Source organism: Bacillus sp. S10(2024), from assembly GCF_050473865.1.
Classification (GTDB): Bacteria; Bacillota; Bacilli; order Bacillales; family Bacillaceae_G; genus Bacillus_A.
The window spans coordinates 4098472-4113660 of the sequence record NZ_JBFLUR010000002.1 but is presented as its reverse complement, the minus strand read 5'-3'; the positions used below and the strand labels follow the sequence as shown (position 1 = coordinate 4113660).

The 15189-nt window shown below is 38.9% G+C and carries 16 protein-coding genes; 7 read left to right on the top strand and 9 right to left on the bottom strand.

The genetic code is table 11. The features are described 5' to 3' along the window. Positions 1–33 precede the first annotated feature (33 nt). Positions 34–1224 (bottom strand): aminotransferase, encoded by a 1191-nt coding sequence (locus AB1280_RS20835; protein ID WP_429756862.1) that lies wholly within the window; start codon positions 1222–1224, stop codon positions 34–36. Further along, complete coding sequence (locus AB1280_RS20830) at positions 1221–1715, bottom strand: Lrp/AsnC family transcriptional regulator (RefSeq protein ID WP_429756861.1); 495 nt, start codon at positions 1713–1715, stop codon at positions 1221–1223. Before AB1280_RS20830 ends, AB1280_RS20835 begins: the two co-directional genes overlap by 4 nt. Before the next feature lie 117 nt (positions 1716–1832). On the opposite strand from AB1280_RS20830, the gene AB1280_RS20825 reads away from it, so the two are divergent. Continuing rightward, positions 1833–2801 carry a 2-hydroxyacid dehydrogenase gene (locus AB1280_RS20825; RefSeq protein ID WP_429756860.1) on the top strand — a complete coding sequence of 323 codons (969 nt, stop codon included), beginning with the start codon at positions 1833–1835 and terminating at the stop codon, positions 2799–2801. A gap of 40 nt (positions 2802–2841) precedes the next feature. On the opposite strand, the gene AB1280_RS20820 is transcribed toward AB1280_RS20825, so the two are convergent. Continuing rightward, positions 2842–3753: an AraC family transcriptional regulator gene (locus tag AB1280_RS20820; protein WP_429756859.1), complete on the bottom strand. Its 912-nt coding sequence runs from the start codon at positions 3751–3753 to the stop codon at positions 2842–2844. Between the two features lie 146 nt (positions 3754–3899). Here AB1280_RS20820 and AB1280_RS20815 point away from each other — a divergent pair, with 146 nt between their 5' ends. Next, a complete protein-coding gene (locus tag AB1280_RS20815) occupies positions 3900–4739 on the top strand; it encodes an alpha/beta fold hydrolase (RefSeq protein ID WP_272191402.1) in 840 nt (279 codons plus the stop codon). 69 nt (positions 4740–4808) lie between these two features. Here the strand turns inward: AB1280_RS20815 and AB1280_RS20810 are convergent, their stop codons facing one another. Beyond that, on the bottom strand, positions 4809–5060 hold the full coding sequence (locus tag AB1280_RS20810; RefSeq protein WP_429756858.1) for a DUF1871 family protein: 252 nt from the start codon (positions 5058–5060) through the stop codon (positions 4809–4811). Positions 5061–5175: 115 nt separating this feature from the next. Between AB1280_RS20810 and AB1280_RS20805 the strand changes: the two genes are divergently transcribed. Then, positions 5176–6354, top strand: coding sequence for a MalY/PatB family protein (locus AB1280_RS20805; RefSeq protein WP_272191404.1), 1179 nt, complete (start codon positions 5176–5178; stop codon positions 6352–6354). A 166-nt stretch (positions 6355–6520) separates the two neighbouring features. Here AB1280_RS20805 and AB1280_RS20800 read toward each other — a convergent pair whose 3' ends face one another. From AB1280_RS20800 to AB1280_RS20790, 3 genes are all read right to left on the bottom strand, one after another. Continuing rightward, a complete protein-coding gene (locus AB1280_RS20800; RefSeq protein WP_272191405.1) occupies positions 6521–6907 on the bottom strand; it encodes a hypothetical protein in 387 nt (128 codons plus the stop codon). 211 nt (positions 6908–7118) lie between these two features. After that, positions 7119–7667, bottom strand: a complete 549-nt coding sequence (locus AB1280_RS20795; protein ID WP_429756857.1) for a superoxide dismutase family protein — start codon at positions 7665–7667, stop codon at positions 7119–7121. A gap of 123 nt (positions 7668–7790) precedes the next feature. Continuing rightward, positions 7791–7961 (bottom strand): hypothetical protein, encoded by a 171-nt coding sequence (locus AB1280_RS20790; RefSeq protein ID WP_170857753.1) that lies wholly within the window; start codon positions 7959–7961, stop codon positions 7791–7793. Between the two features lie 127 nt (positions 7962–8088). Here AB1280_RS20790 and AB1280_RS20785 point away from each other — a divergent pair, with 127 nt between their 5' ends. Further along, complete coding sequence (locus AB1280_RS20785; RefSeq protein ID WP_429756856.1) at positions 8089–8472, top strand: kinase-associated lipoprotein B; 384 nt, start codon at positions 8089–8091, stop codon at positions 8470–8472. A gap of 45 nt (positions 8473–8517) precedes the next feature. On the opposite strand, the gene kapD is transcribed toward AB1280_RS20785, so the two are convergent. Then, entirely contained in the window at positions 8518–9141 is a 624-nt protein-coding gene (kapD, locus tag AB1280_RS20780) for a 3'-5' exonuclease KapD (protein ID WP_429756855.1), read from the bottom strand. A 392-nt stretch (positions 9142–9533) separates the two neighbouring features. Between kapD and AB1280_RS20775 the strand changes: the two genes are divergently transcribed. Further along, on the top strand, positions 9534–10859 hold the full coding sequence (locus AB1280_RS20775) for an ArsB/NhaD family transporter (RefSeq protein WP_429756854.1): 1326 nt from the start codon (positions 9534–9536) through the stop codon (positions 10857–10859). 43 nt (positions 10860–10902) lie between these two features. Here AB1280_RS20775 and AB1280_RS20770 read toward each other — a convergent pair whose 3' ends face one another. Then, positions 10903–11391 carry a hypothetical protein gene (locus AB1280_RS20770; RefSeq protein ID WP_272191411.1) on the bottom strand — a complete coding sequence of 163 codons (489 nt, stop codon included), beginning with the start codon at positions 11389–11391 and terminating at the stop codon, positions 10903–10905. 405 nt (positions 11392–11796) lie between these two features. On the opposite strand from AB1280_RS20770, the gene AB1280_RS20765 reads away from it, so the two are divergent. Further along, positions 11797–12480 carry a DNA alkylation repair protein gene (locus tag AB1280_RS20765; protein ID WP_429756853.1) on the top strand — a complete coding sequence of 228 codons (684 nt, stop codon included), beginning with the start codon at positions 11797–11799 and terminating at the stop codon, positions 12478–12480. A gap of 1256 nt (positions 12481–13736) precedes the next feature. Further along, entirely contained in the window at positions 13737–15113 is a 1377-nt protein-coding gene (locus AB1280_RS20760; RefSeq protein ID WP_272191414.1) for a glycine--tRNA ligase, read from the top strand. Positions 15114–15189: the final 76 nt, after the last annotated feature.

The following is a 15189-nucleotide window of genomic DNA, read 5'->3' as shown; positions in this document are numbered from 1 at the left end:
ACTAACACATGGCTTTCTAGTATTCCCCCCCTTTTATGGACAAAACGTATTGCGTTTTGTCCTTTTTTCATTCTCTACAAACCGCTTCATACGTTTCATCGCTTCCATAAGCTGTTCAAGTGACGTTGCATACGAGCAACGAATAAACCCTTCTCCACTCTCGCCAAATACACTTCCGGGTACAACCGCGACTTTTTCTGCTAATAATAAACGTTCAGCAAATTCCGACGAAGATAATCCCGTCGAACGAATCGAGGGAAATACATAAAATGCTCCGCCAGGCATATGACAATCTAATCCCATTTCATTAAAGGAAGTTGCCATAAAGTTCCGGCGTTGTTTATAACTCTCACGCATTCGAATAACCTCTTGTTCTCCTGAGCGTAGCGCTTCTAATGCCGCAAATTGAGACATCGTCGGTGCACACATCATCGAATATTGATGAATTTTTAACATAATATCCGTAAAATGTTTAGGAGCTGCAATTAAACCAAGGCGCCAGCCTGTCATCGCAAAGCCTTTTGAAAAACCAGAGATTAAAATCGTATGATCCCGCATATGTGCCACACTTGCAAAACTTGTGTATGTTTCATCATAAACAAGCTCAGCATAAATCTCATCGGATAATACAATTAAATTGTATTTCTCAACAATAGCAGCAAGTTTCTCCAATTCTTCTTTATTTAAGAGCGTTCCTGTCGGGTTGTTTGGAGAACATAGTAAAATCGCTTTCGTATTCGTTGTAATGACCGATTCAATCTGCTGCGGCTGCACTTTAAATTCATCCTCTGGAGATGCAGACACAGGTACCGGTACACCGCCCGCTAATGTAACAAGCGGCGCGTATGATACAAAGCTTGGTTCAATAATAATTACCTCATCCCCAGGATTAACAATGGTACGCATTGCCACGTCTAACGCCTGACTCGCCCCAACTGTTACAATAATCTCTTCTTGCGGATCATAATCGACTGAAAATTGTTTGTGTAAATATTTTGAAATTTCTTCGCGCAGCTCTAATAACCCAGCATTCGCAGTATAGGCTGTATATCCTTCTTCTAATGAACGAATACATGCTTGTCTTACATTCCAAGGTGTTACAAAGTCAGGCTCCCCAACTCCTAATGAAATAACCCCTTCCATACCGGCAGCCAAATCAAAAAACTTACGAATACCGGATGGTTGTAAGGATTGTGCTACTTTTGATAATTCAAATTTACTCATGGTGCCACCACAATTCGTTTATCATCATCTTTGTTTTCATATATAATTCCCTCATGTTTATACTTTTTCAAAATAAAATGCGTTGTCGTTGATACGACAGATTCAATTGTCGCTAACTTCTCCGCTACAAACGTTGCAACTTCAGCCATTCCTCTTCCTTCTATTGTAATGGAAAGGTCATATGTCCCTGACATTAAATACACTGACTTCACTTCTGGATATCGGTAAATTTGTTCTGCTACTGCATCAAATCCAACGCCATGCTTCGGTGTCACTTTCACATCAATCATTGCCGTTAAACCTGTATGTTTTTTTACCTTTGTCCAATCAATCAGTGTTACATAATCGACAATCACTTTTTCTCTTTCTAATTTTTCAAGGATTGCTATTACTTCTTCTACATCTATGTTTAACATTTTGGCTAATGTTTCTTCCGATAATCGACTATTTTTCTCAAGACAAGCTAACAATTCTAACTCTTTTTCTGTCATTGCAATCTCCCTTTCCTTTTTGTATATTTTCTAAATTATACAGACAGCTTTTCCAATTTGAAAAGAAGATTTTTTTAAGGAATTATGTGACAATACATTTAGAAAGGAGCTGGAGCTATGAAACAAAGAGTCTACATTGCAGAAAAAGTGCCTGCATTTGTTGAAAAATATATTGGTGAGCATTATGAATATGAAAAGTGGGATGGTAATGAAAAAATTCCGCGCCATGTCTTATTAGAGAAAATAAAAGATAAACATGGACTATTAAATTTTGGGGCTATGATTGATGATGAATTACTCGAAGCAGCTCCTCAGTTGAAAGTAGTAAGTAACATTTCTGTCGGCTATGATAACTTCGATATCGCAGCTATGAAGCAAAGAGACGTAATTGGAACAAATACACCATACGTGTTAGATGATACTGTTGCTGACCTTGTCTTTGCATTAATGTTATCTGCATCTCGCCGCGTTTGTGAACTTGATTGTTACGTAAAGTCAGGAAAATGGAATGCAGAAATTGGCAAAGAGCATTTCGGCTTCGATGTTCACCATCAAACGATTGGAATCATCGGTATGGGACGCATCGGAGAAGTCGTTGCAAAACGCGCAAAATTCGGCTTCGATATGGACGTTTTATACTACAATCGGAGCCGGAAAGAAAAAGCAGAACAGGAGATAGGCGCAACATATTGCGAATTAAACTCGTTACTGCAAAACGCAGATTTTATCGTTCTTCTGACACCATTAACGGAAGAAACGTATCATCTAATTGGAGAAAAAGAATTCAATATGATGAAAAAAACGGCCATTTTTATTAATGCATCCCGCGGGAAAACAGTAAATGAAACTGCATTAATTGAAGCGCTGCAGCAAAAGAAAATTTTTGCGGCAGGCATTGATACATTTACACAAGAACCAATCGAAAAGGATAACCCGTTGTTATCTCTACAAAATGTCGTGACGCTCCCTCACATTGGTTCGGCGACGTTAAAAACACGCCGAACTATGGCAATGACAGCAGCAAAAAACTTAGTAGCTGGATTACAAAGCCATACACCACCAAACGTTGTAAATGAACTAAAATAACAAATGAAGCGCCTGTTTTGACAAACAGGCGCTTCATTGTTCATACTCTTTTTTTAACGGGAATGTATAAGTCTACCTTTGCTTTTCCTTCTGGATCAGCTGCCGGATTATTCATGCAAAATTCAAGGCACGGTTTATCATCTGCATCGTATTCACTATTAGGGAGCCATTGCCCAAAGATACTTTGATAAGCAAGGGCAAATTTATCGAGAGTATCATAAAACTGATACAAAGCGTAAGTGCCTCCTTGTAAAGTTTTATATTGTATGTCTTCATCATTTTCTTTATAGAAGTCTCTCGGGATTGTTACGCACGCATCGTAGCGACAAGCATATTCATCAACAAAATTAGGATCATCTAATGAAATTCCAATCGAATATTTTGTTTGGTCAATCCCATGTTTATGTGCCCATTCCCCTAATTTACTCCATGCACGAAACGTTTCTAAATAGCTCCCAACGTGCCTCACATACGCTACTTCATAATCTGGTAATTCCTTAATCGTGATATTCATTGTCCATATCCTCCTTAACAAGTTATTGTTGCTATCATTAGCGTAGCAAACGGAGGTAGACATCTCTTCTCGATTCTTGCTCATATATAACGAAATATTGCTATTATGAAAATTATTTTTCCTAACATCAGTAGGAACGATATGAAAGTGCTTTTTAAATAACGCATGAAATGTAGAAGCAGATTCAAAACCACAGAGATTACCTATCTCTAATATTGATTTGTTCGTTTCCGTTAAGTAGTATATCGATTTTTGAAGGCGTTTTTTATTGACAAAAGACATCGGGGTTTCACCAATCATCGCTTTAAAAATCCGGCTGAAATGATACTTAGAAAAGTGCGATACTTGTGCTAATGAATCAAGATCAATTTTTTCAGCGTAGTGATCTTCAATATATTTTATAACCGTTTCAATTCGGATTTGATAATCATTGTTCATGTAAACTCTCCTAATTCTTCGTTAATGTAAGCTTTCAATTCCTCTAAAAAAATTCTCTTTTACTACCGCTTTTCCTTCTCGATCCTCTAGGATAATTCCTACCTAAGAAGGAGATGATATGAACAAAAAACAACGGAGTGATGAAGATGGAAAACGAAGTTCAACTCCCTCACTTCACCTTTTCTACAAGAGGGATGACGATTCATTATGAGCTCTACCAGTCTTTCAATACCGAAGAAAAACCAACATTTGTTTTAATTCATGGGTTTCTCTCTTCAACCTTTAGCTATCGGCGCCTCATTCCCCTATTAACAAAGCAAGGGAATGTAATCGCTCTGGATCTACCGCCATTTGGAAAAAGCGATAAATCCTATCATTTCACATATTCCTACCAGAACCTCGCAACAATTGTCATTGAACTAATGGAACATTTACAAACAAAAAACGTTATTTTAGTAGGTCATTCGATGGGGGGACAAATTGCGCTATATGTAAACAAATTGCGGCCTGACTTCATTCAAAAGACAGTCCTTTTATGCAGTTCAAGTTATTTATCACGGGCGAAGCTGCCACTTATCTACACTTCTTACTTACCGTTCTTTCATTTATACGTAAAGAATTGGATTGTAAGGCGAGGCATCATCCATAATTTAATGAATGTTGTTCATGATCATTCTTTAATCGATGACGAAATGATGCAAGGCTATGCAGCGCCTTTTTATGATAACCGCATCTTTCCTGCACTAACGCGCATGATTAGAGATCGCGAAGGAGACTTAACTTCAAAAGACTTGCAAACAATCACAACACCTACTTTGCTCATCTGGGGAGAAAAAGACCGTGTTGTTCCTATTGAAGTTGGACACCGTCTACACAACGACCTGCCCCATTCGCACTTTATCTCTTATGAAAATACAGGACATTTATTACCTGAAGAAAAACCAGAGCACGTATGCGAAGAAATTATGACTTTTTTAGCAAATTAATGAACCAAAAGGCGGATATTGAAAAGTTCTCATTCCTACACTTTTCGATATCCGCCTTTACAGAAAAAACTATAAACTACAGCTTCCGCCGCCTTTTAATAATAACAATTGTTCCGCTAACCATTGACATTTTTCAATAGGTAATGTTCTATCAAATGATATTAAATAAATGTGCTGTATTTTCTTTGCGATATATTTTGCGTCATCAAATGTACTTACAATATAGACGATGTCGCTTGCTTCTGTTTCATAAAATTCTGGCCCCATTTGAAACGGGTCCCAATTCTTCACAAAGTCTACCATCTTCTCATATGTCCCCATACACTTCCCACCTTTTCCTTATTTTCCACTTTTCTTTATCGTATCATATCAGCTATGCTAGAAGAAATGGAAGAACATTCAGTTTTTTTAGCTATTATTGAAAGGAGTAACAAATATGGGGAACTTTAACGAAATGATAAATCGCCGCGGAACAAACTCCGTTAAATGGGATACACATAAAAACGAGGAACTTCTTCATGCCTGGATTGCAGACATGGACTTCCCTGTTCCCTCACCCATTCAAGATGCTTTAACAAAACGTTTACAACATCCTATTTTCGGTTATAACACTTCAAGTGAACAAGTAAAAGAAGCAATTTGTCATTGGGTAAAAACACAATACAATTGGGTTATTGAAAAAGAATGGCTTGTCTTTAGCGCCGGCATCGTTCCTGCACTTAGTGTTTCTGTACAAGCTTTTACTGAAAAGCAAGATTCAGTGCTTGTACAACCACCTGTATACCCACCATTTTTCGAAATGGTAACAACAAATGGGCGCCAAGTGTTGACCAATCCGCTGCGCTTAGAAAACGGTGTTTACAAAATGGATTTTGAACAGTTAGAGAAACAATTTCAGCAAGGTATAAAACTGATGTTTTTGTGCAGTCCTCACAATCCAATTGGACGTGTATGGACAGCGGAAGAGTTAACACAACTCGGTGCGCTCTGCGAATTATATGATGTAACCGTCATTGCAGACGAAATTCATGCTGACATTATCTTTAATGGACGTAAGCATATTCCACTTGCCTCTTTATCACCAAACTTAGCGAAGCGAACTGTTACATGCATCGCCCCAAGTAAAACATTTAATATTGCTGGGCTGCAAGCATCGGTTATTATTATTCCAAATGAAAAACTACGAGATGCCTTTACCGCTGTACAGCATCGCCAAGGCTTTCATGGCTTAAACACATTTGCTTACGCAGCAATGCAAAGTGCGTACACAGAATGCAATGAATGGCTAGCAGATCTGTTAGCTTATATAGAAGAGAATGCACGATTTGCATGTGACTTTATTAAACAGCATATTCCAAAACTATCCGTCATTCAGCCAGATGGTACGTTCTTACTTTGGATTGACTGCTCCAAACTTGGACTAACACAAAGTGAACGAATGGAATTATTAGAGACAAAAGGAAAAATCATTGTAGAGCCTGGGGAAAAATTTGGTGCCGGCGGTGAGCAGCACATTCGTTTAAATCTCGGCTGTCCACGCTCCGTATTAGAAGACGCGCTCCGCCGCTTACAATGTACATTTGCGTGTCCTTCCAATGGACAACTATCTATATAACTTGCGTCTTTCCTTTTTCCGAAGCTCTACTGTATTTTAATCAATCTTTTTTATAAACAGTTAAGCTTTATTTAAAACCAACATTGGCATATGACAAAAGTTTACGTATAGAAGATGTAATCATCTGTAAAAAATGGCAAGCGAGTAGCATTCGCTTGCCGTTTTTTCATAGCTTTGTATGTATCCGAATTCCTTTTGCTTTCTCTTTTTCACCCTTCACACATACACTCAATTCATATGATCCAGGTTTCGGTGCTTCAAAAGAAAGCAGACCTTCTTTTTGGGAAGTGATTTCTTCTTCCTGAATAACCTTATCACCTTTTATGACTTGGAATAAAATTGTACCTTCTTCAACGGACGCTTCATAAGGAATTTCCACATTTCCATTTTCAACTTTAATCGTTTGCACCTCGTGAGAACCTTGCAGAGAGCCAATTTCCAAAGTAGTTTCTCCGTTATTTTGAACCTTTGTAACTTTTGTTGCTACATTGCCATTACATGCGCTTAACAATACAACAAGCGTAAGAATAAGCAGTGAACGTAACAATTTCATAGAATTTCCCCCTTTTGTTTATATACATATTCTATTATAAAGGTTTTTCTGGATAATTTTCCTAAAGATAATCCCAATCATATATCAACTGAAAAAACAAACTTAAAGACTGTGCACACTTATCATATATTTCCTTTTCTACTTATGTCATCAAAATATAGAAAGGCCGCCATAATTTTTTCTAGGCGGCCTTTCTAACGTTCGGTTTTCTTTACTTTTCTTTTTCCTTTTTTTGATCCGAAGCCTTTTTCACAATTACACCGCATACAATTCGTTTCCCCGAATTTCCAGCTGGTTGTGTCATCCCATCGTCTGCATTTTCTGTAATAATAAGCGATGCACCGTCTTTTCTATTCATCGTTGTTTTCCCTTCTTTTAAAGCCACTTGCGGTGCCGTAATATCCACCTTAATCTTCCCTTCGCCATCCGCAATCACATTCGGTAAATCTCCATTTTCAAATCCCTTTGGATGTAATAACCCATGCTTCTTTTTATTTGGATTAAAATGATTCCCGGCAGAAGTAAAGTCTGGTGCTTGGCATTGCCCTACTTCATGAATATGTAATCCATGTACACCCGGTGTAAGCCCTTCTACTTTAATCGAAATCTTTACTCCACTTGATTGCTCAATAACCTTCGCCATTCCTACTTTATCTCCAGAAGCATTATACAGCTTCACATCTATTTCTTTCGGGTTCTCTTTCGCACATCCAGCAAAGAGGATCGCTGCAAAACACCCCAATACGAGTTGCTTTTTCATCGGTATTCCCTCCAAACTCATTCTGCTCTTATATTGTCCGAGCCTAGAAGGAAACATACAAAAACAGCTTATCCTGTCTCGAAAAAAAGACGTACCTAATCACCCGATTCATTCAGCTAATCTTTACCGCTTTTCCATAATCCGTTTTTCCATCTCTTTCAAATTTTCTGCTTCTCGTTCTGATGATTTAATAAACATACGCCACGTTGCAATTGCCCCGATTATAAATAGTACACATACTATGGCAGGTATAATATATTCTGTCTTGTCTTCCGGAAAGTATAAAGGCATCATAATTATCCACTCCTTTGTTCATTTCCTTACCATAATCAATTATACAGAAAATTCAGTCCAAATAAAACTTCCCTTCTTCTTTGACTCCTTCTCTTCCATTGCTTACTATGAAAAAGAGGTGAAAAATATGAATGAAACATTCCAAATCGGCGATATTGTAACAGGTATTTATAAAACAGGTAAGTACATTGGAGAAATTACAAACGTTCGTCCGCAGCATTATCTTGTAAAAGTGCTCGCTGTTGTGAAACATCCTATGCAAGGCGACCTACATAATGTAAAACAAGCTGACGTACCTTTTTTCCATGAACGCCGTGCCTTAGCATTTAGCGAACAAACGAATATCCCGCAGGCAATGGTGAAACATTATGAAGGCGATGTACCCGATTATAAAGAATCACTGCAAAAAGCATTAACAGAACAAATAGCGCAATTACAAGAAGACGGTAGCCCATTCGCACAGCGCAGCTTACAAATGCTAGAACAATTACAACATGATTATCATTTGTAAAAACAACAAAACGACCAAACTACAATTAAAATTGTAATTTGGTCGTTATTGTGCACTCACTCTTTTTAATACTTTTGAAAAGTCTACAAGCTCACCAAGTGTCGGAGGAGCTGGTTTCACTAAATATTGCTTATCTTTCTCAACAAGTTTAAAAATATTATATGTCGTCATCGCATCATCTAACGCACAATGATGCTTACCTGTCCCAACCTTTCCGTACGCTTCAATCGCTTTCCATAATCCGGTTTGGTTTCGCTCTCCAAAAAAACGTTTATACTCTAATGATAAATCTCGACATTGTCCTGCAAATGGATATGGAATATTAGCTGCTTCGCAATTCTGCTTCAGCACTTTCATATCCATATTCCCCCAGGTCACAACTGTTGTATTGCAGCGTTTTTCATAGTTTGCTAGTCGTTCAACAAGCATTGCAAATGAAATCCCATTTTCCACCGCTTCTTGCTGAATTCCTAAAAAGGTTTTGCACCGCTCTGTTAATACCGAAAAAGTTTCTGGTTTTACATAAGAAGAATACGTATCAACTACAACATGATTCACAACCGAGACAATTCCTACTTCAATAATTTCTGGAAAAAATCCTTTTGGTTTTTTGCGATTTTGAGGCATCGTGAACTCAAAATCTAAAAATAAAAGTTGTTGTTCATCCATACGATCCCTTCCTTATAAAGTGAAACTTCCATCAGTGGGGCATTTTTCATCCCCCACTGATGGTTAATACGCGATAAACTTTTCCATATTCATCCAGTATACCATAACAAATAACGACGAATACTTTTGAATTTACAAGCTTTAATGTAGAGACCAAATCCAAATGAAAATTTCACTTCATACATTCCATAAGATGTATCTTATATATATGTCAAATAGCAGCAAATATTTTCAAAAACAAGAAAATAGCTTAATTCATTTTTGCAGAAAATATGACAAAACAGAGGCTTTCATTTACACCATATATTTTTCTACTTTATAATGACTTTAATTGTGTTTATTTCACAGTTGTATCAAATAATAAGAAAAACTACTGAGAGGAGATGAGATTTTTGCACGAAACAACACAAGAAATTGCAAACTGGCAATACTACTTTGCAATTGTGGTCTTTTTAATTACATATGCCATTATCATTTCTGAAAAAATTAATCGCGCTGTCATCGCGCTGCTCGGTGCAGCCTTAATGGTCATTGTTGGCGTTGTTGATTTACATAACGCTTTTACAAAGCATATTGAATGGGGAACGATTACCTTACTTATCGGTATGATGATTTTAGTTAACATTACAAGTAAATCGGGAGTCTTTCAGTACGTTGCGATTAAATCCGCTAAGAAAGCAAAAGGAAATCCAATTCGCATTTTAATTGTTCTTTCCTTACTAACTGCAGTTGGTTCTGCCTTTTTAGACAACGTAACAACTGTTCTTCTCGTTGTACCAGTTACACTATCTATCACACGTATTTTACAAGTTAATCCTGTTCCATATTTACTATCAGAAATTATTTTCTCGAATATCGGCGGAACAGCTACACTTATTGGTGACCCACCAAACATTATGATTGGCTCATCAAATAAACATTTAGACTTTAATGCCTTTTTAGTGAACTTAGCTCCAATTGTAATTATCATTATCGCTGTAACAGCGGTTATGTTGTACTTCATATACAGAAAGCAATTGGTAGCTGACCCGATTCAAATTAAAAAATTAATGAGTTTAAATGAAAAGCAATATATTAAAGATCCAGTGCTGATGAAAAAATCGTTAACAGTACTTGGTCTGACAATTTTCGGCTTTATGACGCACTCTATTTTCCACATTGATGCAGCAGTTATCGCCTTAACAGGAGCAACTGTATTAATGTTAATCGGCGTAAAAGAACATGAAATTGAAGATGTGTTTGCGCATGTAGAATGGGTTACGATTTTCTTCTTTGCTGGTTTATTCGTTCTCGTTGGCGGTCTTATTGATATCGGTTTAATTAAGTCGTTAGCACAACAAGTGTTAAACATAACTGGCGGTGACATTTCCTTTGCTTCTGTACTTATTTTATGGGTATCCGGTATCGCTTCTGCAACGATTGATAACATCCCATTCGTTGCAACAATGATTCCACTTATTAACGATATGGCAGTTGGACTTGGCTTAACACCATCCGATGCACAAGTTGATGTACTTTGGTGGGCATTAGCACTCGGTGCTTGTTTAGGCGGAAACGGAACATTAATCGGGGCATCTGCAAACGTAATTGTTGCAGGTATCGCAAACCGCGAAGGACATGGCTTCAGCTATATGGAATTCTTAAAAGTCGGCTTCCCAATCACAATTGTTTCATTAATCATTTCAAACATTTATATTTATTTACGTTACTTAATGTAACGAAAAAACGGAAGGGGGAGCCCCCTTCCGTTTTTTCGTTCTTTCAATATCTCGGTTCATTGTTTCGAATTACAAATAAATGAATCGGAAGAAAAATAAAAAATGTAATCACGTGTAAAACCGTATATAGTACTGCATTTGTTGTATATCTTTCCAATAACAAATATACGATATAAACCCCTACCACCAATAAGAAAAGTGAAGATATGAATCCTAAAAACGGAATCCATCTCATAATAAAACAAGCTACATATACACCGAATAGTTTCCAGCCTGATTGCGGTTGCATAAACTGTGGTAATTTCTTCCCAATTAAATCTCCCCATATTTTAGAGTTTAAAAATGGGATAAATGCAAAGAAAGAATCTTCGCGCTCATCCGCTTTTGCCATGTTATATAGAGCAAATGCTGTTAACAAATAAGCAGCCACTGCCCAAATTAAAGCAATGATAATAAAAATAAGTCCTAACGCTAAAAATCCAGCAATAATCCCATCACTTGATACACCGTCTATTACAATTTGGTCATCCATTTTAATACCCCCTTCTATCTTAGTTCCATTCTTTTTCTATATATTCATTACGAAAAGTATTAAGAAGTGAATATAAAATTTTTTATCCCGCTATTCGTGGGCAGTAATACTCCCACCTCAAAATTCAGCAAAAGCATTGTCCAGCTCTAGCGGCTAGAATCTCCGGTCGTTTCGTCCCCTCGGACGAGGCCAAGAGCACCTCTTTGTCGGGTGCTCCAACGTCCTGCGATTCTGAACGAGCCACTTCCGCTTTTCTTAAGAAGTTAGGTGGGAGATAAACTGCTGGCATGCGCCCGATTGGTGAGGGCTGATAATCAGTGGGGGATGAAAATCCCCCCACTGATTAAAGTTTCACTTTATCTATGCTACACTTAAATTGAAAAATATGAATGTGGAGTGAGCCTTATGCATCCTTTTACCGTAAGCATACAAGAACACTTTGAAGCACATCGAAACCGTGAAAAAGCAGAACCAATGGAACGTTATATGAAAAACCACTTTCCCTTTCTTGGCATTCAAACACCAGAGCGTAAGCAATTGGTTCGTGAAGTACTGAAAAACAATGAAGCACCGAAAGCAGCAGATCTTCCCGTAATTATTCGCGAACTTTGGGCACTGCCAGAACGAGAATTTCAAATGGTTGCTTTAACGCTATTGGATAAATATCGAAAACATTTAGCTGAAACACATATCCCACTTTTAGAAGAGCTCATCACAACAAAATCATGGTGGGATTCCGTGGATATGCTCGCAAGTCATTTTGTCGGCCTTATTTTAGAAGCACATCTACATTTAATCGAACCGTATATGCAAAAGTGGATGGCCTCTAACAATATGTGGCTCCAAAGAACATGCCTGTTATTTCAGCTCAAGTATAAAGAAAAAACAAATACGAAGCTTCTCTTCTCATTAATCAAACAGCTAAGTCACTCTAAAGAATTTTTCATTCAAAAAGCTATCGGCTGGGCACTTCGTGAATACGCAAAAACAAATCCTCAAGCTGTATGGGAATTCGTCCAAACGCATGAGCTCGCACCACTTAGTAAACGTGAAGCTACTAAACATATTAAAAATGTATTTGCAGAGTAAGTTTTGGGCTATACTACATAACAGACACTGCATATACTAACCTAAACACACGCTCTCTATTGTGAATTAGAAAAGAACATGATAGAATATGGTCATCTATTTTTTAAATATGGTAGCGATGAAGGACAAATAAGTACTTGCAAAGAAGAAGCGATTCAGGGATGGTGTAAGCCTGAAACTGCAAGGAAACGGCAGTCCCGAGCAATACAATATAAAGTGGACATACACCTTTGTGTGTCAACTAGGGTGGAACCGCGGGCAAACGCTCGTCCCTAGGCAAATAAGCCTTGGGATGAGCGTTTTTTTTATTGAAAAGCGAAAGCGGCTTGCTCAGAATACGAGGGGGATGGAGCTTCTGACATAGAGGCGCTCTTTGCCTCGGCGGAAGAAGCGAAGCCACCGAATATTCTAGCCGCTGGAGCTGGATCTATTGAAAAGCGAAAGCGGCTTGCTCAGAATACGAGGGGGATGGAGCTTCTGACATAGAGGCGCTCTTTGCCTCGGCGGAAGAAGCGAAGCCACCGAATATTCTAGCCGCTGGAGCTGGATCTATTGAAAAGCGAAAGCGGCTTGCTCAGAATACGAGGGGGATGGAGCTTCTGACATAGAGGCGCTCTTTGCCTCGGCGGAAGAAGCGAAGCCACCGAATATTCTAGCCGCTGGAGCTGGATCTATTGAAAAGCGAAAGCGGCTTGCTCAGAATATGAGGGGGATGGAGCTTCTGACATAGAGGCGCTCTTTGCCTCGGCGGAAGAAGCGAAGCCACCGAATATTCTAGCCGCTGGAGCTGGATCTATTGAAAAGCGAAAGCGGCTTGCTCAGAATATGAGGAGGATGGAGCTTCTGACATAGAGGCGCTCTTTGCCTCGGCGGAAGAAGCGAAGCCACCGAATATTCTAGCCGCTGGAGCTGGATCTATTGAAAAGCGAAAGCGGCTTGCTCAGAATATGAGGAGGATGGAGCTTCTGACATAGAGGCGCTCTTTGCCTCGGCGGAAGAAGCGAAGCCACCGAATATTCTAGCCGCTGGAGCTGGATCTATTGAAAAGCGGAGGCGACTGTTTAGCCCCGTCGGATAAGGTTCTTGCCCACAGAAGATGCTTTTTATCTTCTCGCGGGCAAGGTTCTTAGACGCAAGGGGCTAGGAGCCGGAGCTGGATACACGAAAAGTGGAAGCGGCTCGTTCACCTAATCGCTTCTCCAAGTACTCCACTATCTTTCATCGCCAATACGTTATCTTTTAAGGAGGAATTGAAAATGGCTTCAATGGAGCAAATCGTAAACTTAGCAAAGCATCGTGGTTTTGTTTTCCCTGGTTCTGAAATTTACGGCGGTCTTGCAAATACTTGGGACTACGGTCCACTCGGTATCGAATTAAAAAACAACGTCAAAAAAGCTTGGTGGAAAAAATTCATTCAAGAATCTCCGTATAACGTGGGTTTAGATGCAGCAATTTTAATGAACCCAAAAACTTGGATAGCATCTGGACACGTTGGAAACTTCAACGATCCAATGATCGACTGTAAAAAATGTAAAGCACGCCATCGTGCTGATAAATTAATTGAAGATGCATTAGAAGCAAAAGGTATCGAAATGATCGTTGATGGTCTTACTTTCGATCAAATGGCTGGATTAATGAAAGAACACGAAGTAAAATGCCCAGATTGCGGCAGTGAAGACTTCACTGAAATTCGTCAGTTCAACTTAATGTTCAAAACATTCCAAGGCGTTACAGAATCTAGCACAAACGAAATTTTCCTTCGTCCTGAAACTGCACAAGGTATTTTCGTAAACTTCAAAAACGTACAGCGCTCTATGCGTAAAAAGCTTCCATTTGGTATCGGCCAAATCGGTAAAAGCTTCCGTAACGAAATTACGCCTGGTAACTTTACATTCCGTACGCGTGAGTTCGAACAAATGGAACTTGAATTCTTCTGCAAGCCTGGCGACGATTTAGAATGGTTCACATTCTGGCGCAACACTTGTAAAAACTGGCTTCTTTCGCTTGGTATGAACGAAGAAAGCATGCGCCTTCGTGACCATGGTGAAGAAGAATTATCTCACTACAGTAACGCAACAACTGATATCGAATTTAAATTCCCATTTGGCTGGGGCGAGCTTTGGGGTATTGCATCTCGTACTGACTTTGACTTAAACCGTCATATGGAACATTCTACTGAAGACTTTAACTATGTAGATCCACAAACGAATGAGCGTTATGTACCATACTGTATCGAGCCATCTCTTGGAGCAGATCGCGTAACGTTAGCATTCTTATGTGATGCATACGAAGAGGAACAATTAGAAAACGATTCTCGTACAGTTCTTCGTTTCCACCCAGCATTAGCACCATTTAAAGCAGCTATCCTGCCGCTTTCTAAAAAGCTATCTGAAGGTGCTGCGGAAGTGTTCACAGAACTTGCAAAAGACTTTATGGTAGACTTCGACGAAACAGGCTCTATCGGTAAACGTTACCGCCGCCAAGACGAAATCGGTACACCATTCTGTATCACATATGACTTTGATTCTGTTGAAGACAAAGCAGTAACAGTACGTGACCGTGACACAATGGAACAAGTACGTATGCCAATTAGCGAATTAAAAGGCTTCTTAGAAAAGAAAATTCAATTCTAATGGAAAAAGGACTGCTTGAAGCAGTCCTTTTTCCGTGCTCACCGATATATCGGCGGAAGTCGAGCATTTATCGGCG

What these genes read in the sequence shown, in the direction of transcription:
- AB1280_RS20800 (WP_272191405.1), bottom strand. Translation starts at nt 6,907, where the DNA reads ATGAAATTGTTACGTTCACTGCTTATTCTTACGCTTGTTGTATTGTTA.
- AB1280_RS20820 (WP_429756859.1), bottom strand. Translation starts at nt 3,753, where the DNA reads ATGAACAATGATTATCAAATCCGAATTGAAACGGTTATAAAATATATT.
- AB1280_RS20835 (WP_429756862.1), bottom strand. Translation starts at nt 1,224, where the DNA reads ATGAGTAAATTTGAATTATCAAAAGTAGCACAATCCTTACAACCATCC.
- kapD (WP_429756855.1), bottom strand. Translation starts at nt 9,141, where the DNA reads ATGGATGAACAACAACTTTTATTTTTAGATTTTGAGTTCACGATGCCT.
- AB1280_RS20805 (WP_272191404.1), top strand. Translation starts at nt 5,176, where the DNA reads ATGGGGAACTTTAACGAAATGATAAATCGCCGCGGAACAAACTCCGTT.
- AB1280_RS20785 (WP_429756856.1), top strand. Translation starts at nt 8,089, where the DNA reads ATGAATGAAACATTCCAAATCGGCGATATTGTAACAGGTATTTATAAA.
- AB1280_RS20825 (WP_429756860.1), top strand. Translation starts at nt 1,833, where the DNA reads ATGAAACAAAGAGTCTACATTGCAGAAAAAGTGCCTGCATTTGTTGAA.
- AB1280_RS20830 (WP_429756861.1), bottom strand. Translation starts at nt 1,715, where the DNA reads ATGACAGAAAAAGAGTTAGAATTGTTAGCTTGTCTTGAGAAAAATAGT.
- AB1280_RS20770 (WP_272191411.1), bottom strand. Translation starts at nt 11,391, where the DNA reads ATGGATGACCAAATTGTAATAGACGGTGTATCAAGTGATGGGATTATT.
- AB1280_RS20765 (WP_429756853.1), top strand. Translation starts at nt 11,797, where the DNA reads ATGCATCCTTTTACCGTAAGCATACAAGAACACTTTGAAGCACATCGA.
- AB1280_RS20790 (WP_170857753.1), bottom strand. Translation starts at nt 7,961, where the DNA reads ATGATGCCTTTATACTTTCCGGAAGACAAGACAGAATATATTATACCT.
- AB1280_RS20815 (WP_272191402.1), top strand. Translation starts at nt 3,900, where the DNA reads ATGGAAAACGAAGTTCAACTCCCTCACTTCACCTTTTCTACAAGAGGG.
- AB1280_RS20795 (WP_429756857.1), bottom strand. Translation starts at nt 7,667, where the DNA reads ATGAAAAAGCAACTCGTATTGGGGTGTTTTGCAGCGATCCTCTTTGCT.
- AB1280_RS20810 (WP_429756858.1), bottom strand. Translation starts at nt 5,060, where the DNA reads ATGGGGACATATGAGAAGATGGTAGACTTTGTGAAGAATTGGGACCCG.
- AB1280_RS20760 (WP_272191414.1), top strand. Translation starts at nt 13,737, where the DNA reads ATGGCTTCAATGGAGCAAATCGTAAACTTAGCAAAGCATCGTGGTTTT.